The organism is Novosphingobium subterraneum (assembly GCF_000807925.1).
Classification (GTDB): Bacteria; Pseudomonadota; Alphaproteobacteria; order Sphingomonadales; family Sphingomonadaceae; genus Novosphingobium; species Novosphingobium subterraneum.
Genome location: NZ_JRVC01000011.1, coordinates 17,640 through 41,131, shown reverse-complemented (window position 1 = coordinate 41,131; position 23,492 = coordinate 17,640). Strand labels below are relative to the sequence as shown.

21 protein-coding genes are annotated in these 23,492 nt (G+C 63.1%); 11 read left to right on the top strand and 10 right to left on the bottom strand.

What is annotated here, in order from left to right:
- Nucleotides 1–51 precede the first annotated feature (51 nt).
- Nucleotides 52–534 (bottom strand): SsrA-binding protein SmpB, encoded by a 483-nt coding sequence (gene smpB / locus NJ75_RS12015; protein WP_039334817.1) that lies wholly within the window; start codon nt 532–534, stop codon nt 52–54.
- 86 nt (nt 535–620) lie between these two features.
- Complete coding sequence (gene dapA, locus NJ75_RS12010) at nt 621–1,502, bottom strand: 4-hydroxy-tetrahydrodipicolinate synthase (protein WP_039334815.1); 882 nt, start codon at nt 1,500–1,502, stop codon at nt 621–623.
- Nucleotides 1,503–1,602: 100 nt separating this feature from the next.
- Between dapA and NJ75_RS12005 the strand changes: the two genes are divergently transcribed.
- The 5 genes from NJ75_RS12005 to NJ75_RS11980 all read left to right on the top strand — a co-directional run bounded on the left by NJ75_RS12005 (nt 1,603) and on the right by NJ75_RS11980 (nt 6,051).
- Complete coding sequence (locus NJ75_RS12005) at nt 1,603–3,621, top strand: lytic transglycosylase domain-containing protein (protein WP_039334812.1); 2,019 nt, start codon at nt 1,603–1,605, stop codon at nt 3,619–3,621.
- Between the two features lie 640 nt (nt 3,622–4,261).
- The gene (greB, locus tag NJ75_RS11995; protein WP_039334807.1) at nt 4,262–4,747 is read left to right on the top strand and encodes a transcription elongation factor GreB; all 486 of its coding nucleotides are present in this window, start codon (nt 4,262–4,264) and stop codon (nt 4,745–4,747) included.
- A 16-nt stretch (nt 4,748–4,763) separates the two neighbouring features.
- The gene (locus NJ75_RS11990; protein ID WP_039334971.1) at nt 4,764–5,393 is read left to right on the top strand and encodes a phosphoglycerate mutase family protein; all 630 of its coding nucleotides are present in this window, start codon (nt 4,764–4,766) and stop codon (nt 5,391–5,393) included.
- The gene (locus tag NJ75_RS11985; RefSeq protein WP_039334804.1) at nt 5,393–5,572 is read left to right on the top strand and encodes a DUF4169 family protein; all 180 of its coding nucleotides are present in this window, start codon (nt 5,393–5,395) and stop codon (nt 5,570–5,572) included. The genes NJ75_RS11990 and NJ75_RS11985 overlap by 1 nt, the downstream gene beginning before the upstream one ends.
- Nucleotides 5,569–6,051, top strand: coding sequence for a hypothetical protein (locus NJ75_RS11980; RefSeq protein ID WP_039334801.1), 483 nt, complete (start codon nt 5,569–5,571; stop codon nt 6,049–6,051). The genes NJ75_RS11985 and NJ75_RS11980 overlap by 4 nt, the downstream gene beginning before the upstream one ends.
- Nucleotides 6,052–6,104: 53 nt before the next feature.
- On the opposite strand, the gene NJ75_RS11975 is transcribed toward NJ75_RS11980, so the two are convergent.
- Nucleotides 6,105–6,776 (bottom strand): outer membrane protein, encoded by a 672-nt coding sequence (locus NJ75_RS11975; RefSeq protein WP_039334798.1) that lies wholly within the window; start codon nt 6,774–6,776, stop codon nt 6,105–6,107.
- 246 nt (nt 6,777–7,022) lie between these two features.
- On the opposite strand from NJ75_RS11975, the gene rlmN reads away from it, so the two are divergent.
- Complete coding sequence (gene rlmN, locus NJ75_RS11970; RefSeq protein WP_039334969.1) at nt 7,023–8,312, top strand: dual-specificity RNA methyltransferase RlmN; 1,290 nt, start codon at nt 7,023–7,025, stop codon at nt 8,310–8,312.
- Between the two features lie 4 nt (nt 8,313–8,316).
- On the opposite strand, the gene NJ75_RS11965 is transcribed toward rlmN, so the two are convergent.
- The gene (locus tag NJ75_RS11965) at nt 8,317–10,827 is read right to left on the bottom strand and encodes an EAL domain-containing protein (RefSeq protein ID WP_236727135.1); all 2,511 of its coding nucleotides are present in this window, start codon (nt 10,825–10,827) and stop codon (nt 8,317–8,319) included.
- A 277-nt stretch (nt 10,828–11,104) separates the two neighbouring features.
- Here NJ75_RS11965 and NJ75_RS11960 point away from each other — a divergent pair, with 277 nt between their 5' ends.
- The 3 genes from NJ75_RS11960 (at nt 11,105) to NJ75_RS11950 (ending at nt 15,177) form a co-directional block, all read left to right on the top strand.
- Nucleotides 11,105–11,923 carry an alpha/beta fold hydrolase gene (locus tag NJ75_RS11960; RefSeq protein WP_039334795.1) on the top strand — a complete coding sequence of 273 codons (819 nt, stop codon included), beginning with the start codon at nt 11,105–11,107 and terminating at the stop codon, nt 11,921–11,923.
- Nucleotides 11,924–12,004: 81 nt separating this feature from the next.
- Entirely contained in the window at nt 12,005–13,315 is a 1,311-nt protein-coding gene (locus NJ75_RS11955) for an FAD-dependent oxidoreductase (RefSeq protein ID WP_039334792.1), read from the top strand.
- 113 nt (nt 13,316–13,428) lie between these two features.
- Nucleotides 13,429–15,177 carry an N-acyl-D-amino-acid deacylase family protein gene (locus tag NJ75_RS11950; protein WP_039334788.1) on the top strand — a complete coding sequence of 583 codons (1,749 nt, stop codon included), beginning with the start codon at nt 13,429–13,431 and terminating at the stop codon, nt 15,175–15,177.
- A 55-nt stretch (nt 15,178–15,232) separates the two neighbouring features.
- Here NJ75_RS11950 and NJ75_RS11945 read toward each other — a convergent pair whose 3' ends face one another.
- From NJ75_RS11945 to NJ75_RS11925, 5 genes are all read right to left on the bottom strand, one after another.
- Entirely contained in the window at nt 15,233–16,678 is a 1,446-nt protein-coding gene (locus NJ75_RS11945) for a globin-coupled sensor protein (RefSeq protein ID WP_039334785.1), read from the bottom strand.
- A gap of 179 nt (nt 16,679–16,857) precedes the next feature.
- Nucleotides 16,858–17,985 carry a DNA polymerase III subunit beta gene (dnaN, locus tag NJ75_RS11940; RefSeq protein ID WP_039334782.1) on the bottom strand — a complete coding sequence of 376 codons (1,128 nt, stop codon included), beginning with the start codon at nt 17,983–17,985 and terminating at the stop codon, nt 16,858–16,860.
- A 202-nt stretch (nt 17,986–18,187) separates the two neighbouring features.
- A complete protein-coding gene (gene fabG / locus NJ75_RS11935) occupies nt 18,188–18,952 on the bottom strand; it encodes a 3-oxoacyl-[acyl-carrier-protein] reductase (protein ID WP_039334779.1) in 765 nt (254 codons plus the stop codon).
- Nucleotides 18,953–18,956: 4 nt separating this feature from the next.
- Nucleotides 18,957–19,892 carry an ACP S-malonyltransferase gene (gene fabD, locus NJ75_RS11930; RefSeq protein ID WP_039334776.1) on the bottom strand — a complete coding sequence of 312 codons (936 nt, stop codon included), beginning with the start codon at nt 19,890–19,892 and terminating at the stop codon, nt 18,957–18,959.
- 74 nt (nt 19,893–19,966) lie between these two features.
- Entirely contained in the window at nt 19,967–20,794 is an 828-nt protein-coding gene (locus NJ75_RS11925; protein WP_039334775.1) for an LD-carboxypeptidase, read from the bottom strand.
- An 80-nt stretch (nt 20,795–20,874) separates the two neighbouring features.
- Here NJ75_RS11925 and NJ75_RS11920 point away from each other — a divergent pair, with 80 nt between their 5' ends.
- Nucleotides 20,875–22,305 carry a glutamate ligase domain-containing protein gene (locus NJ75_RS11920; protein WP_039334965.1) on the top strand — a complete coding sequence of 477 codons (1,431 nt, stop codon included), beginning with the start codon at nt 20,875–20,877 and terminating at the stop codon, nt 22,303–22,305.
- 67 nt (nt 22,306–22,372) lie between these two features.
- Here the strand turns inward: NJ75_RS11920 and NJ75_RS11915 are convergent, their stop codons facing one another.
- A complete protein-coding gene (locus tag NJ75_RS11915) occupies nt 22,373–22,906 on the bottom strand; it encodes a GNAT family N-acetyltransferase (RefSeq protein ID WP_039334963.1) in 534 nt (177 codons plus the stop codon).
- Nucleotides 22,907–23,123: 217 nt separating this feature from the next.
- Here NJ75_RS11915 and NJ75_RS11910 point away from each other — a divergent pair, with 217 nt between their 5' ends.
- A complete protein-coding gene (locus tag NJ75_RS11910) occupies nt 23,124–23,492 on the top strand; it encodes a PilZ domain-containing protein (RefSeq protein WP_052242402.1) in 369 nt (122 codons plus the stop codon).

Sequence of the window (23,492 nt, the reverse complement as noted above, 5' to 3'; positions counted from 1 at the left end):
CTTAGACCGGATTTCCTTGCCGGTCGGTGAAGTGCCTCACCCCGGATCGACCTAGCCGTGGTCCTTCATGATCCGCGCCTTGTCGCGCTTCCAATCGCGGTCCTTCATCGTCGCGCGCTTGTCGGCGACGTTCTTGCCCTTGCACAGCGCGAGCTCGACTTTCGCGCGACCACGGCTGTTGAAGTAGATCGAAAGCGGAACCAGCGTCATGCCTTTGCGCTCGACCGCGCCGGTAAATTTGGCAATCTGCCGTTCCTTCAGCAGCAACTTGCGCGGGCGCTTGGGCACGTGGTTGAAGCGGTTGCCGTGGCTGAATTCGGGCACGTTGGAGTTGACCAGCCAGACTTCGCCGCCCTTCACCTCGGCATAGCTTTCGGCAATCGATCCTTCACCGAAGCGTAAGGATTTGACCTCGGTCCCGGTCAGCACGATGCCGGCCTCGTACTTCTCCTCGATGAAGTATTCGAAGCGGGCGCGCCGGTTTTCGGCGACAATCTTCTTCTTGTCGAATTCGGGATGTACGGGACGTGCCATGATGTGGCTGCATGTAGGCGCTGGCCCGACAAAGCGGAAGGGGAACTTCGCACTTTGTCGGGCAGCAGTTTTCCGGACGCGACGCGTCAGATCAGGCCGGCATGCTGCAGCGCCGCGTCGACCGCCTTGCGGGCCGCGTCGTTGCAGGGAACCATGGGCAGGCGCAGTTCGTCCGAGATATCCGGGAAGACGCGGCTCAGCGCGTACTTGACCGGGCCGGGCGAGGCATCCTCAAACATCGCGTAGTGGAGCGGATAGAGCTTGTCGTTAAGCTCGCGCGCCTTTTCGAGATCGTTGGCGGCACAAGCGGCCTGGAACTCGGCGCAGAGCTTCGGCGCGACGTTGGCGGTGACCGAGATGCAGCCCACGGCACCGGCAGCGTTGGCCGGGAGCGCCAATTCATCGTCGCCCGAAAGCTGGCAGAAGTGCTTGCCGATGCCCATGCGATGATCGGTCACGCGCGACAGGTCGCCGCTGGCGTCCTTGATGCCGATGATCTTCTCGGGATAGCGCTTGGCCAGCTCGCACACGGTTTCCGGCAGGATGTCGGTCACCGTACGGCCGGGCACGTTGTAGAGCACGATCGGCAGGTCGTTGTGCTCGGCAAGGTAGCTGAAGTGAGCAATGATGCCCGCCTGGCTTGGCCGATTGTAATATGGCGCGACGCAGAGCGCCGCCTGGGCACCACACTTCTTCGAGAAGTTCATGTGCAGCAGCGCGTTCATCGTATCGTTGCTGCCGCAGCCGGCAATTACCGGAACGCGGCCCGCGGCCTGTTCGACGCAGACTTCGATGACGCGGTGGTGTTCGGCATTGGACAGGGTCGATGCCTCGCCGGTGGTGCCGCAGGGGACCAGCGCCGACGATCCGTTCTCGATCTGCCAGTCGACGAGGCGGCGAAACGCTTTCTCGTCAAACGCTCCATCGCGAAATGGAGTCACTAGGGCCGGAATCGAGCCGGAAAACATGGACAATACCCCTCAATTTACCCCATGATGCAGTTCGGTTCATCGTGATCCGAACCCGCTGGGGGCCTGTTCAGCGCGTGATAAGGAGCCGCTCCATAGTATGTCCAGCATGGACGTGAAAGCCTTGATGTTGCGCTGGGGATTTGCCGGGGTTCTGCTCCAGACGGTGGTCGCCTCGAGCGCAGTGCACGCGAGCGGCGCCGACGGTGCCGATGGATCCGACTGGGACCGCGCCCGCGCCAATCTCACCGCCAGTCAGGGTGGGCCGATGATGGCTGCTGTGGAACGATGGAAGCTGCTGTCCAGTTCCAACCGCTTCGGCTTTTCCGATTACTCGAATTTCGTGCTGTCGTATCCCGGCTTTCCCGACGAGGAGAAGCTGCGGCGCTATGCCGAGCTTTCGCTGGAACGCGATTTTGCCGAGCCTTCGCGGCTGGTTGCCTATTTCAGCCAGAAGCCGCCGCTGACCAACCTTGGCCGCGCGCAATATGCGCTGGCCCTGACGCAGCTCGGCCGACCGGAAGCGCGGGAAGCCGCGCGGGCGGCTTGGCGCGGCGGGGCGATGACCGATGCGGCCGAGACTGCGCTGCTTGCCGCATGGGGCACCAGCTTCACGCCCGACGATCACGATGCGCGGATGGATGCGTTGCTGTGGTCTGGATCGACTGATCAGGCCGCACGGCAGATCGTGTGGGTCAGCCCTGCGCGCAAGGGCATCGACGGGGCGCGGCTGGCGGCGATGCAAGGCGGCGATCCCTACGGCATTCTGGCGGGCGTTCCCGCGCGGCAGTTCAATGCCGATCCCGGTTTCATCTTTCAGCGCGTGCGGCAGTTGCGCAAGTCTGGCCAGGGCGCAGCAGCGCGCGATCTGCTGTCCAACCGTCCATTGCTCTCTCGCAAGCCGCTCGATCGCGACAAGTGGGTCGAGGAACTTCTGGTCAACGCGCGTGGCGCAGCGACGTCGGGCGATGCCCGCGCGGCCATGCGCATCGCAGCGGGGATCGACGATGCCTTTGCTCCTGGCGAGGATGTCAGCCAGCTCAACTATGGCCTGCGTGACGATTATACCTCGCTGATGTGGCTGGGCGGCACGCAAGGGTATTTCAACACCGGCGACTATGCCGGGGCGGCGCCGTTGTTCTGGCGCTATGGCGCCGCGGCGCGCACGCCGGGGACGCGCTCGAAGGGTTTCTACTGGGCCGGAAAGGCCGCAGCACGGGCCGGGCAGCAGGCCGAAGCCCGGCGGTACTTCGAGATGGCGGCGCAGTATGGCGACCAGTTCTATGGCTTGCTGGCGCTCGAGAGGCTGGGCCGTCCGGTGCCGCAATTTGCCAGGGACTCGAACGTCCAACCCTCACCCGATGAACGTAGCCGCTTCTACAGCCAGCCACTGACACTGGCCGTGCGCGAGGTCGCCCGCAATGGAGACTGGAAGACGACCGTACGCTTCTTCAAGGAAGTGGCCGAGCAGCAGCAGACCGAAGCGCAGCACATGATGGTGGCGAACCTGGCGCGTGAGTTGGGGCGGCGCGACCTCGGCGTGATCGTCGGGCAGGCAGCGGCGGCGCGCGGCTACCTCGATTTCCAGCACATCGCCTTCCCGCTGATCCCCGTGCCGCCGGGCTATGAGGCGAAGTGGACCGGCATTCACGCCATCAGCCGGCAGGAAAGCCAGTTCGCGCAGAACGCGGTCAGCCATGCCGGCGCGCGCGGGCTGATGCAGCTGATGCCGGGCACGGCCAATGAGCAGGCGGGCAAGCTGGGGCTGTCGTACAACGCTTCGGCGCTGACGCAGGATGCAGGATACAACATCCAGCTCGGCTCGGGCTATTTCGCGCGCATGCTCGACTATTATCGCGGCTCTTGGCCACTGGCCGTGGCGGCCTACAACGCTGGCCCCGGCAACGTGAACAAGTTCCTGCGCGCCAATGGCGATCCGCGCAATGGCGGTATCGACTGGGTGGAATGGATCGAGAAGATCCCGCTTTCCGAGACACGCAACTACGTCCAGCGCGTGCTGGAAAATGCGGTGGTCTATGAGGCGATGAACCCGCAGTATGCAAGCTATCGCGGGAGCAATCCGATGAGCTACTTTATCGGGAAGCGGGAACCGGGGTGAGCGAGGCTACGCTGATCTTGGGCAGGTATTTTGAGCATGGTATACGGTCGGAAGAAGAGCTTCATGCTGCAATGGTCGGACTGGACCAGTTCGACAATGGCGAGATCGCGTCTCTGACGATTGAACCGAAGAGGTACATTCGCGCCAAGCGTTGCGGGTTGTATTGGTCAGTCACGGCACGCAGTGGCAGCTTATTAACGCTTGCCTCATTCACGGCAGATTCGACCACCGAGTATTCGGCGCGTGTTGTGCAAGAGGCACAGGCCATGCCTTCACTACGGGATCGGATACGGGCCGCCTTTAAGAGGGTGCCGGAGCAAAGCCTTTCGACCGAGCAGGTGAGAACGCTGTTCGGAGAGTTTTTCGGCGGCCGAAGGTATACAATCCCTCGGTCTGGCGCTTGAGAAGCGGGATCCCGGGTCAAGCCCGGGATGGGTTAGTGTTGAGGCCGCAGTTCTCTATCCTACCTGTTTTTGCGGAGCACAAACGGGGAGGTGTCAGCGGTGCAGCCGGTGACGGAGGCATTCTTTCTCTTGCCCCTCCACCAACCGCTTCGCGGGCGGCCCCCCTCCCCATTTGTCCTGCGGAAAAATGGGGCGGATTTGTTGTTTAGATTCTCGTCCTCGCCCACAAACGGGGCATGAAACCTGACGGTCACCCCATCACTCCCGCCGGATTTGCGGCACTACGCGCGCGCTATGACCACCTTCTCGGCACTGAGCGCCCGGCCATCGTCGAAATCGTTAGCTGGGCTGCCGGCAACGGCGACCGGTCGGAGAACGGCGATTATCTCTATGGCCGCAAGCGGATGCGGGAGATTGATCGGGAACTGGCGTTCCTTGCGCGGCGGATGAAGGCGGCGCGGGTGGTCGATCCCGCGCGGCAGGAGGATCGGTCGCGCGTGCTGTTCGGAGCCTGTGTCGAGATTGCCGACGAGGACGACAACCGCAAGGTTCTGACCTTGGTCGGCGATGACGAGCAGGATGCCTCGAAGGGGCTGATCGGATGGAGCGCGCCGATTGCCAAGGCCTTGCGCGGGGCGCGGGTTGGCGATTTGCGTGTGGTGCGGTTGCCTTCGGGCGAGAAGGAGTGGGAAATCATGAGCGTTTCCTATCCCGAAGCCTAGCGCTATGAGCGTTCCCATGAAACGGGGTCGCTTCTACATCATGCGCCACGGCGAGACGGTCTATAATGCGACGCGTCGGCTGCAGGCGAACCACATCCACACGCCGCTTACGCGGCAGGGCTTCGAGCAGGCGGTGGCGATGGGCTGCGCGCTGCGGGCCGAACTGGGCGAGCGACCACAAGTGACGCTGCATATCTCCGACACCGGGCGCGCCTTGCAGACGGCGGCGCTGATTGCCGAGGAACTGGGGCTAGACTGGTTCGCCGGGCAGCGGACGATGGATCTCAAGGAGATCGACATGGGATCGTGGTGCGGCCGATCCTACAGTGATGTCGAGGACGAGGTCGGCCCGATCGTGATCGAAGACCACCTGCTGCGTCCGGCGCCCGATGGCGAGGACTACCCGATGATTGCGGCGCGGCTGAACCGCTGGCTCGAGGGGTTGACCGACGAGAGCGGCGATCACATCGTCGTGATGCACGGCATCTCCAGCCGCGTGTTGCGCGGGATCATGGCGGGCTATCCGGTGCATCCCCTTCACGGCGCACCAATTGCGCCGTCGCTCGTGCAAGGTTCAATTGCGCTGATCCAGGACGGCGAAGAATCGGTCCTGTTCGGCTCGGAACGCGGGATCGAGCACGCCTGATGGGCGATGTCGTCAATCTCCGAGCAGCGCGCAAGGCCAAGGCGCGGGTTTCGCGCGAGGTTGAGGCGCAGGCCAACCGGGCCAAGTTCGGGCGGACCAAGGGCGAAAAGCTGCGCGAGGCGCAAGAAGCGGAACGAGCAGCAAGACAGCTCGATGGCGCGAAACGGGAGGAGCCGTGAGGCGGCTGCTGGTTCTGGCAGCACTGGTGCTTGGCGGGACCGCCGTCGCGCGCGACAGCTTGGGCGTGTTCGGCACTTGGGGCGCGTTTCGCGATCCGGGTGTGCCGCGCTGTTATGCGATTGCCATGGCGGAGAAGGTCAACGGGCGGGAGCAGACTTTCCAGCCCTACTTCACCGTGGGCTACTGGCCCAAGCGCGGCATTCGCGGTGCAGTGCATTTGCGCCTTGCAAGGCGCCTGGCGCCGGGGTCGTCGGTCAACGTCTCGTTTCCCGAAGCCAACTTCACGCTGCAGGCGGGACAGGCCGATGCCTGGCCGATGGACCAGCGCGCCAACGCCGGGATCGTAGCCGCCTTGCGCAGCGCGCCGCGCGTGGTGGTGACAGCGCAAGGGGCGGACGGACGGAGGTTCCGCGATGTATACACGCTTGGCGGTGCAGCCTCTGCCATGGATGCAGCGGCGCTGGGGTGCGCCGGATAGGAAAAGGGCGAGCCTTGACGGCCCGCCCTTCCCTTTGTCTTCAAGCTTGACGCTTAGAAGCGGATGCCGACGCCAGCAGTCACCGAGTGACGGTCGGTGTCGATGTTGAAGCGGCTCGAGTCTGGCGTGTCGCCGTTGAAGTCGAATTCACCTTCGCTGTAGTTGGCGTACTTGTATTCGAGCTTCACGAAGGCGTTGGTGCCGATGTTCTGCTCGACGCCCGCGCCGACGCGATAGCCGTCGGTGTCAAGGCGCTGGCGCAGATTGGTCGTGCCGTTCGTGCCCTGCAGGTTGTAACGGGCGTTGCTGTAACCACCCTTGACGTAGACCATGGTGCTCGGGCTCATCGCGTAACCAAGACGGGCACCGACATAGTACTGGCGACCGGCTTCTACGCGGCCAAGATTGAACACGTTCGGCTGGTCGTTGTTGTTGTCCCAGCTGGCGCTGCTGTCGGTGATTTCGGCTTCGGCGCCGGCAACCAGGTTGGTGCCAAGCGGGATATCGTAACCGATGGCAGCACCGTATTCGACGCCGTCGATCGACTGCTTCAGATCACGGTCGCCGTCGACGTCTTCGCTGCTGCCCGAGCGGTTGTGGTCGTAGCCGACGAGAGCTTCAGCGCGAAAGCCGCTGAACGCCTCGGCAGGGGTAGCGTCCTGCGCGTACGCAGGGGCGGCGGCGATGGCGGTGCCGGCGGCGAGAATTGCGCAGATCTTCTTCATGTCTCACTCCATTCGAAAACTTCCTGCCGGTCCTGTTGTCGTTGCGACCCGACAGTGACCGGTGGAATGAGCGGAACTGCATCCGGTTTCCTGAACCTCACACAACAGGAAACCGTGACATTTCAGCCACATAAAATGCGATGAAGTGCAGTACACGGGCGATGAAATACTGGAACACCGACGCCCCCAAGGCGTTCGCGCGAGCCTCGGTTTGCGCCCGGGGCCTCGAATCACTATATGCGCGCGATGCAGAGCCAGATCGATCCCAGCCCTTCGCTTCCCGCCAACATGCCCATTGCTGGGCACGTTGATCCCGTTCCGGTGCCGCGCGAGGTGACGCCGCGCGAGGATGGACGGGTGGACCTCATCGGCCTGCCGAAGAAGCAGATCGCCTCGCTATTCGAAGCCGCGGGTCTTGATGCCAAGGCGGCCAAGCTGCGCGCGAAGCAGGTGTTTCACTGGCTTTATCATCGCGGCGTGACCGACTTCGAAGCGATGACCGACATCGCCAAGACGATGCGTCCATGGCTGGCGGAGCGCTTCGTCATCGGCCGCCCCGATATTGTCGAGGCGCAGGTTTCGACCGATGGCACGCGCAAGTGGCTGCTGCGCACGGCAGACAAGCACGATTTCGAGATGGTGTTCATCCCCGATGCGGATCGCGGCACGCTTTGCGTTTCGAGCCAGGTCGGCTGCACGCTCAATTGCCGCTTCTGCCACACTGGCACGATGCGCCTGGTGCGCAACCTGACACCGGGGGAGATCGTCGGCCAGGTCATGCTCGCGCGCGATGCGCTGGGCGAATGGCCCAAGGCTGGCGGTACGATGGCCGGGCTCGACTTCGACGATGAAGACGAGGAAGCTGCCAGCGCCTACACCCCCGATGGTCGCCTGCTGACGAACATCGTGATGATGGGCATGGGCGAGCCGCTCTACAATTTCGACAATGTGCGCGATGCGCTCAAGCTGGTCATGGACGGTGACGGGCTTGCCCTGTCGAAGCGTCGCATCACGCTCTCGACCAGCGGCGTCGTGCCGATGATGGAGCGCTGCGGCGAGGAGATCGGGGTGAACCTCGCGGTCTCTCTCCACGCGGTGACCAAGGAAGTGCGCGACGAGATCGTGCCGATCAACCGCAAGTACGGCATCGACGAACTGCTGCAGGCCTGCTCCGACTATCCCGGCGCTTCGAACGCCCGCCGCATCACGTTCGAGTACGTGATGCTGAAGGACAAGAACGACAGCGACGACGACGCGCGCGAGCTGGTGCGCCTGATCCGTCAGTACAAGTTGCCGGCCAAGGTCAACCTGATCCCGTTCAACCCCTGGCCCGGCGCACCCTACGAGTGCTCCAGCCCGGAGCGGATCAAGAGCTTCGCGAACATCGTGTTCGAAGCCGGGATCAGCGCACCGGTGCGCACGCCACGCGGGCGCGACATCGACGCAGCTTGCGGGCAGTTGAAGACGGCAGCGGAGAAGAAGAGCCGCGCCGAACTCGACCGTCTTGCTGAAGAGAAGATGGCCGCGCTAGGCTGAGAAGTCATCCCACCTTGCGCTGAACCACCGGCTCGGGTTCGTTCTTGACCGGTGGAATGCCCGATACGGCAGCAATGCGCCCGCCCTCGTCGAGCCGCAGCGGCATGGAGAATTCCACGCCCATGCGGTCATCGCTTGACCAGCGGCAAGTTGCCGTAACCACGTGGTTCTCTGCCAACAGTACCCGGAAGATCGTTCCCGGAGGCACGTTCCACAAGCCTTCGATCAGCGCCCCGGTCTGGCTGATATTTCGGACCATCGCGTTGTAGCGATGGCCGCCGTGATCGAGCACGACCTTGCGCAGCATGGACTGGCGCGCGGCGCGCGCGGAACGTGGCCCTTGCGCGATAGCCATGAGGCCGGTCGAAAGACGGGCAGCGGCGTTCATCGCCGACAGCGGACGCTCGTAGATATAGCCCTGCACGTGGCTGCAGCCGAGCATGCGGACCAGATCCAGTTCGTCCAGCGTCTCGACACCTTCGGCCGTCGTTTCCATCCCCAGTGCCTCGGCAAGGCTGACGATCGAGGCAATGATCGCGCCGTTGCGGCTGCCGGGTTGGGTTGCGCCGCGCACGAAGCTCTGGTCGATCTTGATCTTGTCGAACGGCGCAGACCGCAAGTAGCCCAGCGAGGAATAGCCTGTGCCGAAATCGTCCAGCGCCAAACGCACGCCGATGGCCTTCAACGACTTGAACATCTGGTCGGTGCCCTCGTCGTCATTGAGGAACACGCTTTCGGTGATCTCCAGTTCGAGGCGTTCTGCTGCAACCTGCGAACTCGCCAGCGCGTTTGTGACGATCACCGGAAGCGACGGATTGGCGAACTGTAGCGGCGAGACGTTTACCGCCACGCGCACGTTATCGGGCCAGCGCGCCAAGTCCTGACAAGCGGTGCGCAGCGCCCATTCGCCAATCGGCGCGATCAGACCGGTATCTTCTGCGATGGGTATGAACCGGCTCGGGCTGATCCAGCCGTGCTCGGGGTGGTTCCAGCGCAGCAGCGCCTCGAATCCGGTAATCTTCTCGGTCGCTGTCTGCACGACTGGCTGATAATAGAGCTCCAGTCCCCCGTTCGAGACCGCATCGCGCAGGTCTTCTTCCATCTGGCGGCGCTCTTCGGCATCGCTGTGCAGGTCCGGCGCATAGAAGTGGAACCGTCCGCGACCGCCATCCTTGGCTGCATAAAGCGCCAGGTCGGCATTGCGGATCAGCGCCTCGCTGGTCACGCCATCGTCCGGCGCCAGCGCGATGCCGACCGAGGCGCCGATCATCACGCGGCTGCCCTCGATTGAGTAGGGTTGCGACAGGCTCTCGATGATGCGCTGGGCCAGATGGCCAAGTTGCTCGCGCTCGATCTTGCCAGGCAAAATCACCTGGAATTCATCGCCACCGAGGCGGCCGACACGGCCCATCTTGCCCACGACCCGCTCCAGACGCTGCGCGACCTGCTTGAGCAGCGCATCGCCGGCAGGATGGCCTAGCGTATCGTTCACCTGCTTGAAGCGATCGAGGTCGAGCAGGAAGACCGTGCAGGCGCGCTGATGCAGTTGCGGAGCGAGAAGGATCTTCTCCAGCGTCTGCGACATGCGGAAGCGATTGGACAGGCCTGTCAGCGAATCAAAGTGCGCCAACCGCGAAGCATGCTCCTGTGAACGACGCTTTTCGGTAAGATCCGTGCCAGATCCGCGGAAACCGGTGAAGTTGTTGAACGTGTCGTAGGTCGGCCGGCCGGTGATCGACCACCAGCGCTCCTCTTCCGCTGTCGCTGCCCGCACCGCAAGTTCGCCGAAGCTGGATCGCGCGGAGAGGTGAAAGGCCAGCGTACGTTCGCCTTCGCCCGATTGCTCGGACAGGTTGAACAGCTCGGCAAAGGGACGGCCGATCAGATCGTCGACCTTGCGACCGAGAATCTCGGCAACGGGTGTGGAAAGATATGTCAGCTGACCACGACGATCAGTTTCCCAGAACCAGCCCTGCCCCGTCTCTTCATAATCGGAAAGAATTTCCTGTGCGCGGGTGGATGCGCGCTGGTCGTTCTCCAGCTTCTCGCGAAGCAGCAGGTCGATCTTGCGCTGGCGCAGGTAGGCTGCGACGGCAATCGCAACACCTACCAGCAAAGAGAAGTAGCCGCCGAACGTGCTGGCTACGCAGGTGACACCCGACCACACGGAGATCTGAGCCGCCAGTACGCCCACCAACCGGCCTGAGAGCACCACTGTCGCCAGCAACGAAATAGTTGCCACTGCGACGAGGCAGTAGAACCAATCGATCTGACCCGAAGTGCCCCAGACGCCCATGGCAGAGCCAAACAGAAACATGGGCAAGGCAACTGCCACGCCCATCAGCGCCATCCGCTGCCCGGTCTCCATCTCGCTTTGCGCTTCACGGCGCACCGCGAGCTTCGAAAGGTGCGCCGCAATAGCGGCGACAACCGCCAAGAGTGCTGCAAGCGGGTTCGGGATTACCAGGTTGAAACCGGCAACCAGCAGCGGAAGCACCAGCATGACATAGGCCATTTGCGGCCATTCCGGCGCTATCAGGCGGTTCGCCGAATCGCTGCCAAACAGAAAACTGGCCCCTGCTTCGGGCGCTGCCGGGACGACAGGACGTTCCCGCCGGCGCGTACGCGCGAAGTCGCGCGTGGCAGTTTGCCTGTTTGGTTGAGTTTCAGCGTCTCCCGGCATGGCGCGTGTTTGCACGACGGTGCTTTGAGAAAGCGTTAAGCGATCCGCATTCGTGTACTTTTGCTGCGAGTGCGAAGGTGCTAGTCAGCGGCTGTAGCGTGGGGTCATAGTGAACAGTACACCGAAACAATCAAAGATTGGCGTTGCCGGACGTCGTCTCAACATTGCGCGCTGGCACGAAGGGGCCGGAAGAGGCCAATATCGCCCTCTGCTCATGCTCAACGGTATCGGCATGAACCTCGAACTGCTTGCCCCCGTCGCCCGGGCGCTGCCAGAGCGCGAGGTGATCTGCTTCGACATGCCGGGCATCGGTGGCTCGCCCGATCCAGTACTGCCCTATACGATTCCGAGCATGGCGCTGACCACGGCGTCGCTGCTCGATCTTCTGGGCATCGAACAGGTCGATATCCTCGGGATCAGTTGGGGCGGCGCGCTGACCCAGCAATTCGCCTTCCAGCACCGCGCACGGACCGGGCGGATCGTTCTTGCGGCCACGGCATCCGGCGGCGCGACCATGGTGCCCGGCAATAGCTCCATGCTCGCCCACCTTTCCGATCCACGTGAGTACACGGTAGAGCGGACACTGCGCCGAAACCTCGCCTCGATCTATAATGGTGGGGGCAGCGGAAAGGTCTCGCTCAATGCGGCCAAGGCGCCCTCGCCGCTCGGCTTCTCATATCAGATGATGGCGTTTGCGACATGGAGCAGCGTGCCGTTCCTGCCGCTTCTGTCCATGCCGGTGATGATCATGGCCGACGAGGAGGACCAGCTGGTTCCGGCCTCTAATGCCCATTTCCTTCACAATGCCATTCCCCACAGCCGGATCGAGATGTTCCACGGCGGTGGTCACCTGTTCATGCTGTCCCAGCGTGACCGCTTCATCGAAAAGCTGCGCGCCTTCCTGGACGAGGATATCCACCGCGGCTGATCGTGAACCTCGCTGGCCCGCTTTCCTTTTGCTGTCTTGACGATAGCATCGAAGAAAGACTCGAAAGGCTGAGGAGAGGCCATGCGGCATATCGCGATCGTCGGTTCGGGACCGGCCGGGTACTACACCGCGGAAGCCGCGCAAAAGCAGTGGGGCGATGACGTCCGCATCGACATCTTCGACATGCTGCCGGTGCCCTACGGCCTCATTCGCTTCGGGGTCGCGCCGGATCACCAGTCGATCAAGGGCGTAACCCGGCGCTATGAACAGACCGCGCTTGCCGACAACGTGCGCTTCGTCGGCAACGTCAAGGTTGGCCAGGACGTCTCGATTGCGGAACTGCAGGGCCTGTACGACGCGGTCGTGCTTGCCACTGGCGCGCCACGTGACAAGGACATCGGCGTTCCGGGCGATCATCTGAAAAACGTCTTCGGCAGCGCGGCCTTTGTCGGATGGTACAATGGCCACCCCGAATTCGCCGCGCTCGATCCTGATTTGTCCGGCCACACCGCCGTAGTCATCGGCATGGGCAACGTCGCACTCGACGTGACGCGCATCCTTTCCAAGACGCGCGAGGAGTTTGCCGGAAGCGACATCGTGGCGCACGCGCTTGAACGGCTGATGGCCTCGAAGATCAAGCGGATCGTCATCCTCGGGCGGCGCGGACCTCACCAAATCATGATGACACCCAAGGAACTGGGTGAGCTTGGCCACCTTTCCCGCACCGCCCCGTGGGTGGATCCGCGCGACTTGCCCGAAGAAGTGGAAGACGCGCTGCTTGAACCGGGCATCCGCAAGTCCGTGACACATTTGCGCTCTTTCGCGGCCATCCCGGAAAGCCATCGCGCCGACCTGCCGCTGGAGGTGGAATTCGATTTCTTCGCCTCGCCCCGGGGGCTGATGGGCGAAGGCCAGGTGCAGGCGATTTCCGTTGAGCGCACGCGTATCGAGGCGGGCCGCGCGGTCGGCACAGGCGAGTTCTACGAAATTCCGGCGAACCTGGTGATCTCGTGCATCGGATACCAGACTTCGCCGATCGAAGGCGTGCCCTTCGATGATCGCGCCGGCCGCTTTGCCAATGACGAAGGGCGCATCCTCCCCGGCCTTTATTGCGTGGGCTGGGCGCGGCGGGGGCCTTCGGGCACGATCGGCACCAACCGTCCGGATGGCTTCGGCATCGTCGAAATGATCGCTGAGGACTTTCCCCAGAGCCAACGCAAGACCGGGCGCGTTGGCTTCGATGCCCTCGCAGCTGCCCGCAAGCTGGACGTGGTCAGCTTCGACGACTGGAAGAAGATCGAGGAAGCCGAAACGTTGCGCGCACGGGACGATGCTCCGCGCGAGAAATTCGTGGACGTCGAAGAGATGATTAGGGCCAGCGGCCATGATTGATGCAACGCCCTGCCCGGACAGTTGACCGTCGGGCAAACCTCTGACTTAATCGCCCGGTTAACGCGACAGGCGACCAGCTTGAGTCGGCCTGCGCGGGGAGAAGGAGCCAGCTTATGCCAGCCTATGACCTGATCATCCGCAATGGGACGATCGTCGACGGAACCGGCGCGCCGCGCTTTACCGGCGACGTTGCCGTGAAGAATGGCCTCATTGCCGCCGTCGGCACTGTGCGCGGCGATGCTGCCGAGGAGATCGATGCCACCGGCCGTGTCGTTGCGCCGGGGTGGGTGGACGTACACACGCACTACGATGGTCAGGCGACTTGGGACGCCGAAATGGCGCCTTCTTCCTGGCATGGTGTGACCACCGTGGTCATGGGCAACTGCGGCGTCGGCTTCGCCCCCGCCGCGCCTGATCGCCACGATTGGCTGATCGGCCTGATGGAAGGCGTGGAAGACATTCCGGGCACTGCGCTGGCCGAGGGCATGACCTGGGACTGGGAGACTTTCCCCGAGTACCTCGATGCGCTGGAGAAGATGCCGCGCGCGGTCGATATCGGCACGCACGTGCCGCACGGGGCGGTACGCGCATATGTGCTGGGTGATCGCGAGAAACCGGGTGCAATCCCGACCGAGGACGACATCCGCAAGATGGCAGAGATCGTCGAGGAAGGTGTCCGTGCCGGCGCGCTCGGCTTTTCGACCAGCCGCACGGTGATCCACAAGTCGGTCGACGGTGAAGTGGTCCCCGGCACCACGGCCACGGCGGAAGAGCTGATCGAGATCGGGCGCGCGATGGGCCGTGTTGGCCATGGCGTGTTCGAAATGGCTTCCGACATGCGCCGCGAATGGGATGAATTCGGCTGGATGGGGGCGCTCAGCCGTGAGACCGGGCTGCCCGTCACCTATGCGGCGCTGCAGTCCATCGCCAAGGAAATGCCGCTCGAGGAACAGATTGCGGAAATGCGCCGCCAGAACGCGCAAGGGGCAAACATCGTCGCCCAGATCGCTCTGCGCGGAAACGGCGTGATCATGGCCTGGCAGGGCACGATCCACCCCTTCCGCTTCCGGCCAAGCTATGTGGCGATTGCCGACCTGCCATGGAAAGAGCAACTCGCCCACCTCAAGGACCCGGCCTTCCGCGAGAAAGTCCTGTCCGAAGCAAACGAGTACCCGGAAAGCGACATCATCGGCCTGCTGATGATGATCTCGCAAGGCTGGCACAACCAATTCATCATGGACGACGGCTTCGATTACGAGCCGCAGGCCGAAGCCAGCGTGCTCGCTCGTGCAAAGTCGGCAGGCGTTGCGCCGGACGCCTATGCTTACGACAAGCTGATGGAGAATGACGGAACCGGCTTCATCTACCTGCCGATCCTGAATTACGCCGATGGCAACCTCGATTTCCTGGAGGCATTGCAAGCATCCGAAGATACCGTGAACTCGCTCTCCGATGGCGGAGCGCATTGCGGAACGATCTGCGACGCGGCCAGTCCGACGTTCATGCTACAGCATTGGGTCCGGGATCGCCAGCGTGGCGGCAGGATCAGCCTGGAACATGCCGTGAAGCGCCAGTGCCACGACACGGCGAGGCTCTACGGGCTGGACGATCGCGGCATATTGGCACCGGGATACCTGGCCGATATCAACATCATCGACTTCGACAACATCAAGTTGCTCAAGCCTTGGTTGGCGTTTGACCTGCCTGCGGGCGGCAAGCGCCTGCTTCAGAAAGCCGAGGGGTATGACTACACCATCAAGGGCGGCAAGGTGACGTTCCGCAAGGGAGAATGGACCGGGGCGACGCCGGGCGTGCTGATCCGCGGCCCGCAGCGGGCGGAGCTCCTCGAAGCAGCAGAATGACGCAGGCAGGCCCGCCCCTTCGTTCGGGGGCGGGCCTGCCGGCTTTCACGCTAATTCAGGCAGCGTTGCGGAACGTTGCATTCGCAGAATGGCCGAAGTTGCCCTCAAGCCTGAATTGCGAAACCAGCGAAGACAGGCGGTTGGCCTCGCCCGCAAGGCTTCGTGCCGCTGCCGTGGCTTCCTCGACCATCGCAGCGTTTTGCTGGGTCATGGTGTCCATCTCACGCACGGTCTCGCGAACCTGGCCAATGCTGCCAGCCTGATCCTGCGCCATCGCGGCGATGCTGCTGGCAAGCTGGGCGACATGGCCGACCTGCTCCACGATCAGGGCAAAGGTATCCCCGGTCTGCCCTACAAGGCTCACCCCGCGCTCTACCTGTGTCGAACTGGCCGTGATCAGGTGCTTGATATCGCGGGCGGCGTCCGCAGTGCGCTGCGCCAGCGCGCGAACCTCGGTGGCCACCACCGCGAACCCGCGGCCGGCATCTCCGGCACGGGCCGCCTCTACGCCCGCGTTCAACGCAAGCAGATTGGTCTGGAACGCGATGCCATCGATGACAGAAATGATCTTGCCGATCTCCTGCGCCGAATTGTGTATATCGTTCATGGCCTGGACCGCTTCGCTGACGACTTCGCCGCCCCGCATCGCCTCGCCATGCGCCTGCTGAACCGAATCGTGCATGTGCGCCGCATCGCCGGCCGTCGTATTGACGGTTGAGGCCAGCGCAGTGACCGCCGCCGATGCTTCTTCCAGGCTCGCCGCCTGCTGTTCGGTACGGCGCGCCAGATCGTCGGAAGCCTGGCGGATCTGCTTGGCCCCGACGTCAACCGAGCCAGATGTGTCGGCCACGTTGCGCAACACGCCTGAAACCTGGACCCGCATGCCGTCGAGATGCTTCTGCAGTTCCGCAAACGCGGTTGGCAAATCCGGCACCGGAGTGGCAAAATCACCTTCCGCCATCGCGCGCAAGGTTGCGCTCACTTCGTCGATGACCGCAACTCGCGCAGCTTCCTCGGCCTTGAAGTACGTCGAAAGCGCCACCTCCATGTCCAGCAGCGCCAGCTTGATCATGGAACCGACAGACTTGGCCACCTGCCGCCGACGGAAGATTGCCGTGAAGCCTGCGAACATCTTGTTTACGATGTTCTCGAGCACGGAGGCATAGGCGCCAATATACCAGCCCGGCTCAAGTCCGATCCGGGCATGCACGTTGCCAATCCGCTCGGCGCTGTCGAAATAGGCTTTGTCGACAGAGCCGCCAAACATCCCGGCCCAATGCTCGATCTGCTTGTCGCGAGCATGGTTCATCGCAGCGCGCGAACCGAAGAAGCGGGATGTCTCCGGGGTTGCGGAAATCTGGTCGTAAAGATTGTCCAGTGCAGGCGGTGCGTGCTTGCGCAACGCCGATGCGATCTCAGGGAAGCGGGCGAGATCCTCGCTGCCGATGTTGAAGAAAGCCAGCTTCTTGGCCACCGCCTGCGGATCGTGGGAACTCTGCATCCTCGACACTCCTGTTCGAGCAGACAGTATCAACCGACGCTTCAAATACGGTAATTGGCACTACAGTGGCACTACGAGAGGCAAAACTTACTTTCGTTAACCCAACATCGTGTCTTGTGACGATGGTGATCAGACCGGTGCCGGCCGCCGGTCCGTGCATCGCACGGACCGTAATAGCATCAGACGCGCATCGGCATCAGCACATAAAGCGCAGGTGATTTATCATCGCGGCGGATGAGCGTCGGCGCTCCGGCATCGGCAAGGTGCAGTTCGACTGTGTCGCCGTCGATCTGGCTGAGGATGTCCTTCAGATAATTGGCGTTGAAGCCAATCTCGAAGCCGGAGGCAGCATAGCTTGCCGGGAGTTCTTCCGCAGCAGTGCCGTTGTCAGGACTGGTGACCGAAAGCGTCACGCGGTCATTCTCCAAGGCCATCTTCACGGCGCGGGTCTTCTCGGTGGCGATCGTCGCCACGCGATCGACGCCTTCGAAGAACGAGCGCGGATCAAGCTTGAGCAGCTTGTCGTTGCCGGTCGGGATGACTCGGCTATAATCCGGGAAGGTGCCGTCGATCAGCTTGCTGGTGAGCACTACGCCGTTTTCACCGCCAAGGGTGAAGCGGACCTTGCTGGCGGAAAGGTCGATCAGCACGGCCGAATCGAGCACTTCTTCCAGCAGCTTGCGCAGCTCGCCCACGCATTTGCGCGGCACGATCACGTCGGGCATGCCCTCTGCGCCTTCGGGGCGAGCAATGGTGAAGCGGGCAAGGCGGTGGCCATCGGTGGCGGCGGCCTTGAGAACGGGCTGCGCATCGTCCGAAACGTGGAGGAAGATACCGTTGAGGTAATAGCGCGTCTCTTCGGTCGAGATCGCAAAGCGGGTGCGGTCGATCAGTTCGGCCAGCGTGCGCGCGGGAACTTCGAAGCTGGTGGGCAAGTCACCCTCGACGATCACCGGGAAATCATCGCGCGGCAGCGTCGGCAGTTGGAAGCGGCTGCGGCCAGCCTTCACGATCATGCGATTGTCCGACGTCTCAAGGCTGACCTGCGAGCCATCCGGCAACTTGCGCGCGATATCGAACAGCAGGTGCGCCGAAACGGTAATGGCCCCCGGGCTCTCGACCGAGATGGCAGCCATGGTCTCGACGATCTGGAGATCGAGGTCGGTCGCCATCAGACGGACCGTGTTGTCGGGCGCGGCCTCGATCAGCACGTTGGACAGGATCGGAATCGTGTTCCGGCGCTCGACCACCGACTGGACGTGGGACAGGCAGCGCAGGAGCGTCGCGCGTTCGATCGTCGCCTTCATTCTCGTCTCGATCCCCCCGGGAACGGCCGGATGGCCCTGCCCCGTGAATATGGCTGAACCGGGGAATCACGCTCCCCGGCGTTTGGTTCGGACTACCTGTCTTAACGCAGAGGCGGGACTCGGCAAGCACCGGCCCCGCTCTTGTCCCCTAAGTTGGGGATAAAACCGCCAGAATCAGCCTGTGGCGGGGCTCAGGAGAGCATTACGACATCATCGCCATGCCGCCATTGACGTGCAGCGTCTGGCCGGTGACGTAGCCCGCCTCCTTCGAGGCGAGATAGGCGACGGCAGCGCCGATGTCCGAACCCTCGCCCATGCGCCCCATCGGGATGCGGGCGTTGAGCGCGTCCTTCTGGCCATCGGGCAGCACATCGGTCATCGCCGTGCGGATGAAGCCGGGCGCGACGCAGTTCACGGTGACGCCGCGGCTGGCGAGTTCCTGACCCAGCGACTTGGACATACCGACGAGTCCGGCCTTGGCCGCCGCGTAGTTGACCTGGCCGGGATTGCCGGTCGCACCGACAACGCTGGTGATGGTGACGATGCGGCCGAAGCGGGCCTTCATCATCGGCTTGGTCGCGGCGCGCATCAGGCGGAACGCGGCTTCGAGGTTGACGCGGATGACCGCGTCCCATTCCTCGTCCTTCATCCGCATGGCTAGGTTGTCACGGGTGATGCCGGCGTTGTTCACCAAAATGTCGAGCTTGCCCAGCGTGTCCATCGCCGCCGGGACGAGATGCTCGACCTGCTCGGTGTTCGAAAGATCGCAGGTGATTTCGACGTGGTCATGACCGTATGTGTCGTTCAGTTCCTCGCGGAAGGCGCGCAGCTTGGCGGGATTGGTGCCCGACAGGGCGATGCGGGCACCCTGCTTTGCCAGTGCATGGCAGATCGAGGAGCCGATGCCCCCGGCAGCGCCGGTGACGAGGGCGGTCATGCCGCTAAGGTCGAAAAGACGATTTTCCATGGGCTCAGAGCTCCTTGAGGATGGCTTCGATGTCGGCCATGCCGATGACGCTGGTGACGGACACATCGGCGACCGAGCGGTTGATCATGGGCCCAAGGACCTTGCCGCCAAGTTCGACGAACTGCTCGACGCCGGCATCCTTCATCGCCATCGCGCTTTCGCGCCAGCGGACGCGGCCGGTGACCTGTTCGACCAGAAGGCGCTTCACTTCCGCAGGATCGGTCACCACTGCGGCGGTGACATTGGCGAAAAGCGCGACGCGCAGCGCGGACGGCGGAGTCTTCTCGAACGCCTCGGCCATGGCATCGGCCGCAGGCTGCATCAGCGGGCAGTGGAACGGCGCGGACACCGGCAGCAGCACGCCGCGCTTGATGCCATGATCCTTGACCATCGCCACCGCGCGCTCAATCGCCGCCTTGTGGCCGGAAAGCACGACCTGCGTCGGATCATTGTCGTTGGCGACAGTGCAGACTTCTCCTTCGGCTGCAGCTTCAGCCAAGGCAGTCGCCTTCTCGATGTCGGCCCCCAGCAGCGCGCACATCGCGCCCTGTCCGACAGGCACCGCAGCCTGCATCGACTGGCCGCGCAGCTTCAGCAAGCGTGCGGTATCGGCAAGGCTGAACGCGCTCGCAGCGCAAAGCGCAGTATATTCGCCAAGGCTGTGCCCGGCCACGAAATCGGCCTTCTCTGCTAGCGTGATGCCCCCTTCCTTCTCGAGCACGCGCAGCACGGCGATGGCGTTGGCCATGATCGCGGGCTGGGCGTTTTCGGTAAGGGTCAGAGCGTCTTCCGGGCCTTCCTTCATGATCTGGAAAAGCTTCTGGCCAAGCGCGTCGTCAACTTCCTCGAACACTTCGCGCGCCACGGCGCTGGCTTCGGCGAGTTCGAGGCCCATGCCGACCTTCTGGCTGCCCTGCCCCGGAAAAACGAAAGCTCGCATTGCAACTCTCCTCAATCGCGCCCGAATTGGTTGCCGTCACTACTGTGGCGCGCGCCCTATTGCCGCCGTTCTCTTCAGGCAAGCCCGAACGGGACGATCTTGTTGTCGATATCGTGGCCGATGTCGGCCTGCCCGAGATAGGCGATCCCGGTGCGCGAGCACCAGTGTCGCGCCATGTCCTCGACCTCGCAACCGAAGGGGCGGTCGTTTTCAGGCACGTCGCTGACGCGGCCAAGGCGAAGCCCTGCCACGCCAACCAAGGAAAGGCTGCCGGTGACATGGAACAGCAGCCGGTCCACCGCATAGAGGTACTCGGCAACTTCCTCGACCATCACGACGTGCCCGGAAAGGTTCGGCATCAGTGGCGTTCCGCACAGCATTGCGAGCGTCATCAGGTTGAATGCGACGGCGGGCTTCCCGCCGGCAAGCGAAGGTTCAAGGCCGGCACGACCTCCGTTTAGCCAATCCAGCGTGCGCAGGACAGCAGCCTCGCCGCCCGGCCGGCGCAGATCGACCGGCATAGGTGCATGGACCTGCCGGCCAATGCCGGCGCGGTACAGCAGTCCGAGCAAAGTCCCGCCGTCCGAGTAGCCCAGATACTGCTTGTCATAGGCCGACGCGCTGAGCTCGGGCAGCGCATCCATGGCGATGCGATTGGCGCCGTAACCACCGCGCACGAACCAAACCGCCTCGAACGCGGGATCATTGGCGCATTCGACGAATGCTGCGCGCCGCAGTGCGTCCGATCCGGCGAAGTGCCCATCGCTGACAAAGCACTGTTCGTGGAAAACAAGTTCGAGTTCGGGGGATTCCGCCTCGGCCAAGGCAATCACGCGCGCGGCGTCTTCCCGTGTGAACGGCGTCGAAGGCGCGCAGATGGCGATGCGTCTGGTCACCCGCATTCCCTAGCCGGTTTCTCCGCTGCGGTAAAAGCGGCAATCGGATGGTTGTCACCAGCCGCGCGGGCGCATACCGCAAGGGCATGACCACGACCGATCCTGCAGCCCCTTCCGATCTCACCACGCGCAACTGGTTCTTTTGCGGGATCGGCGGCTCGGGGATGTTGCCGCTCGCGCTGATCCTGCGGGGAATGGGGGCCCAGGTTGCAGGGTCTGACCGCAGCCGCGATCAGGGCAGGACGCCGGAGAAGTTCGCATGGCTGGAAACGCTCGGCTTTAAGCTGTTTGCGCAGGATGGTTCAGGCCTGACCTCGGCAGGCCAAGTGCTCGTAGCCTCGGCGGCTGTCGAGGATACTGTCCCCGAAGTCGTCAAAGCCAAGGCGCTCGGCTGTGAGCGTATGAGCCGCGCAGAGTTGCTGTCGAGACTGTTCAACGCGAGTGCGCATAGCATTGCGGTGGGCGGCACCAGCGGCAAATCCACCGTGACGGGGATGATCGGATGGATCCTCACCGCCGCAGGGCGGGATCCGACGATCATGAACGGCGCGGTGATGAAGAACTTTGTTGCGGCGGATGCACCGTTCGCCTCCGCAAGAGTCGGCTCTGGCGGCATTTTTGTTTCGGAGGTTGACGAGAGCGATGGCTCCATCGCGCTCTACGAACCTTTGATTGCAGTGCTGAACAACGTCAGTCTCGATCACAAGAGCCTTGAGGAACTGCACGAGTTGTTTGGCGATTTCCTCGGCCGGGCGGCGATTGCAGTAATCAACGCCGATGACCCGGAAAGCCTTGCACTGGTACATCGCGCAAACAAGGCAGTGACGTTCGGGTTTGCAGGCAATGCGCGCATCTTCGTAGAACCAGGCACGATTGCGGAAGGGCCCACTTCAATCTCCGCGACGGTCATCGACCGCAACGACGGCGCCGCCTATCCGCTCACGCTCAAGGTGCCGGGCCGCCACAACCTTGCCAATGCGCTGGCGGCCCTTGCTGCAGCGCAGGCCGCCGGAGTACCGCTGAACGACGGTGTTCGGCACCTTGCAGGCTTTTCCGGCTTGGCCCGCCGCTTCGACATCGTCGGCACCAGCGCCGGCGGGATCACGGTCATCGACGATTTCGGTCATAACCCTGAAAAGGTCGCGGCCACTCTCGCCACCCTCAAGGCCCACCCGGGCCGGGTGATCGCGTTCTTCCAGCCGCACGGCTATGGTCCGCTGCGACAGATGGGCCACGAACTCGCAGAAGTCCTGGCGACCCGACTGTCTCCGGAAGACGTCACGATCCTGTGCGATCCTGTCTACTTCGGTGGAACGGTGGATCGCTCGGTCGGGTCAGAGCGCATCGTCGGCATGATCCGCGAGCACGGCGGGCAGGCCGAATACCTCCCCTCGCGCGATGATTGCGCCGACCGAATCGTTGTCCTTGCCCGCCCGGGCGACCGGATCGTAATCATGGGCGCGCGCGACGACACGCTTTCGCTGTTTGCGCGGGATATGCTCGCCCGATTACCCTGAGTAACAAAAGCCGGAGCAGGCCTTCCCCTGCCCCGGCTGCAGCCTCGATGCGACCCGAGGAACTGCGTCAGTCGAAGCGCTTTTCCAGCAGCAAGAGGCGCGGGTCACCATCGATGGCACGGGGCACGAAGCCGCGTTCGCGCTCAAGTTCGATGGCGGCATGGTTGTCACGATCCTCGATCGAGATCACGCGCCGCAGCCCGCGCTTGCGCGCTTCTTCACCAAGCAGGTCGAGCATCGCCCAGCCGATGCCGCGACCGCGCCAGTCGTTGCGGATCGAGACAGCGATTTCCCCGGTCTCCATCTTGGCGTCGCAGGCGAGTACCGCCGAGGCTACGAGCACCCCGCTCTCATGATCAAATGCCAGGAAGCTTTCGGTGCGCCAGTGATCGCAATGGGTCAGTGGATAGAGCTGGTCGTGTCCGACATGGCGGCTTGCTGCGAGAAAACGGAAGCGGCGGTCCTCAGCGCTGACGTTTTCGAAGAAGCTTTCCAGCACCGCCTCGTCTTCGGAAAAGGCCGCACGCACATCCAGGCGCGTGCCGTCGCGCGTTGCAAAGGGACGAAGCGGGGCGAGTTCGGCAAGGCTTGCGGCGGTCATGAGGATCTCCTTGGCATCCTGTGAAGCTGATGCGTGATTAATGCCCTCAACAGTCGGAGCCTTGATCCAGCGCAAGCTGGCCTCGCGTTACACTTGCAAATCAAGCTGTGCCGCTTGCAACTGACGCACGGGTCTTGTGGCAAACACGTACCGCCCTGAAATCCTGTCCCGACGCTCCGTCCTTATCCATGTGGTTAAAACCAGAGGAGGACCTGTCATGTGGCTGGATACCAGTTCCGAAGAACTCGATGTAAAGCGCCGCGCCTCACGCGTGGGAATCGAGCTTCCGGTTCGCTGCAAGCACGGCGCAACACGGTCAACGGTTATGCTTAAGGATCTCAATCCTTACGGCGCGCGGATCGAGGGCCTCGAGAAGCTGCGGATCGACGAACCGCTCTACCTGATGCTGCCGGGCCTCCAGCCCAAGCTGGCGTTCGTGGTGTGGAGCCGGGATCGGGTCTCGGGGCTGGAGTTCGAACATCGCCTGCACGACGCTGTGTTCGAACGCCTGGTGAGCGAGTTTGCCATCCGCCACTATCGCGAGGGGCATTCGCCGAAGCAGGCGCCCGTCCGCCGCGCAGCCTGA

Excerpts from the sequence above, each read along its gene's own strand:
- smpB (WP_039334817.1), bottom strand. The coding sequence starts at position 534 with ATGGCACGTCCCGTACATCCCGAATTCGACAAGAAGAAGATTGTCGCC.
- dapA (WP_039334815.1), bottom strand. The coding sequence starts at position 1,502 with ATGTTTTCCGGCTCGATTCCGGCCCTAGTGACTCCATTTCGCGATGGA.
- NJ75_RS12005 (WP_039334812.1), top strand. The coding sequence starts at position 1,603 with ATGTCCAGCATGGACGTGAAAGCCTTGATGTTGCGCTGGGGATTTGCC.
- greB (WP_039334807.1), top strand. The coding sequence starts at position 4,262 with ATGAAACCTGACGGTCACCCCATCACTCCCGCCGGATTTGCGGCACTA.
- NJ75_RS11990 (WP_039334971.1), top strand. The coding sequence starts at position 4,764 with ATGAAACGGGGTCGCTTCTACATCATGCGCCACGGCGAGACGGTCTAT.
- NJ75_RS11985 (WP_039334804.1), top strand. The coding sequence starts at position 5,393 with ATGGGCGATGTCGTCAATCTCCGAGCAGCGCGCAAGGCCAAGGCGCGG.
- NJ75_RS11975 (WP_039334798.1), bottom strand. The coding sequence starts at position 6,776 with ATGAAGAAGATCTGCGCAATTCTCGCCGCCGGCACCGCCATCGCCGCC.
- rlmN (WP_039334969.1), top strand. The coding sequence starts at position 7,023 with ATGCAGAGCCAGATCGATCCCAGCCCTTCGCTTCCCGCCAACATGCCC.
- NJ75_RS11965 (WP_236727135.1), bottom strand. The coding sequence starts at position 10,827 with ATGGCCTATGTCATGCTGGTGCTTCCGCTGCTGGTTGCCGGTTTCAAC.
- NJ75_RS11955 (WP_039334792.1), top strand. The coding sequence starts at position 12,005 with ATGCGGCATATCGCGATCGTCGGTTCGGGACCGGCCGGGTACTACACC.
- NJ75_RS11950 (WP_039334788.1), top strand. The coding sequence starts at position 13,429 with ATGCCAGCCTATGACCTGATCATCCGCAATGGGACGATCGTCGACGGA.
- NJ75_RS11945 (WP_039334785.1), bottom strand. The coding sequence starts at position 16,678 with ATGCAGAGTTCCCACGATCCGCAGGCGGTGGCCAAGAAGCTGGCTTTC.
- dnaN (WP_039334782.1), bottom strand. The coding sequence starts at position 17,985 with ATGAAGGCGACGATCGAACGCGCGACGCTCCTGCGCTGCCTGTCCCAC.
- fabG (WP_039334779.1), bottom strand. The coding sequence starts at position 18,952 with ATGGAAAATCGTCTTTTCGACCTTAGCGGCATGACCGCCCTCGTCACC.
- fabD (WP_039334776.1), bottom strand. The coding sequence starts at position 19,892 with ATGCGAGCTTTCGTTTTTCCGGGGCAGGGCAGCCAGAAGGTCGGCATG.
- NJ75_RS11925 (WP_039334775.1), bottom strand. The coding sequence starts at position 20,794 with ATGCGGGTGACCAGACGCATCGCCATCTGCGCGCCTTCGACGCCGTTC.
- NJ75_RS11920 (WP_039334965.1), top strand. The coding sequence starts at position 20,875 with ATGACCACGACCGATCCTGCAGCCCCTTCCGATCTCACCACGCGCAAC.
- NJ75_RS11915 (WP_039334963.1), bottom strand. The coding sequence starts at position 22,906 with ATGACCGCCGCAAGCCTTGCCGAACTCGCCCCGCTTCGTCCCTTTGCA.
- NJ75_RS11910 (WP_052242402.1), top strand. The coding sequence starts at position 23,124 with ATGTGGCTGGATACCAGTTCCGAAGAACTCGATGTAAAGCGCCGCGCC.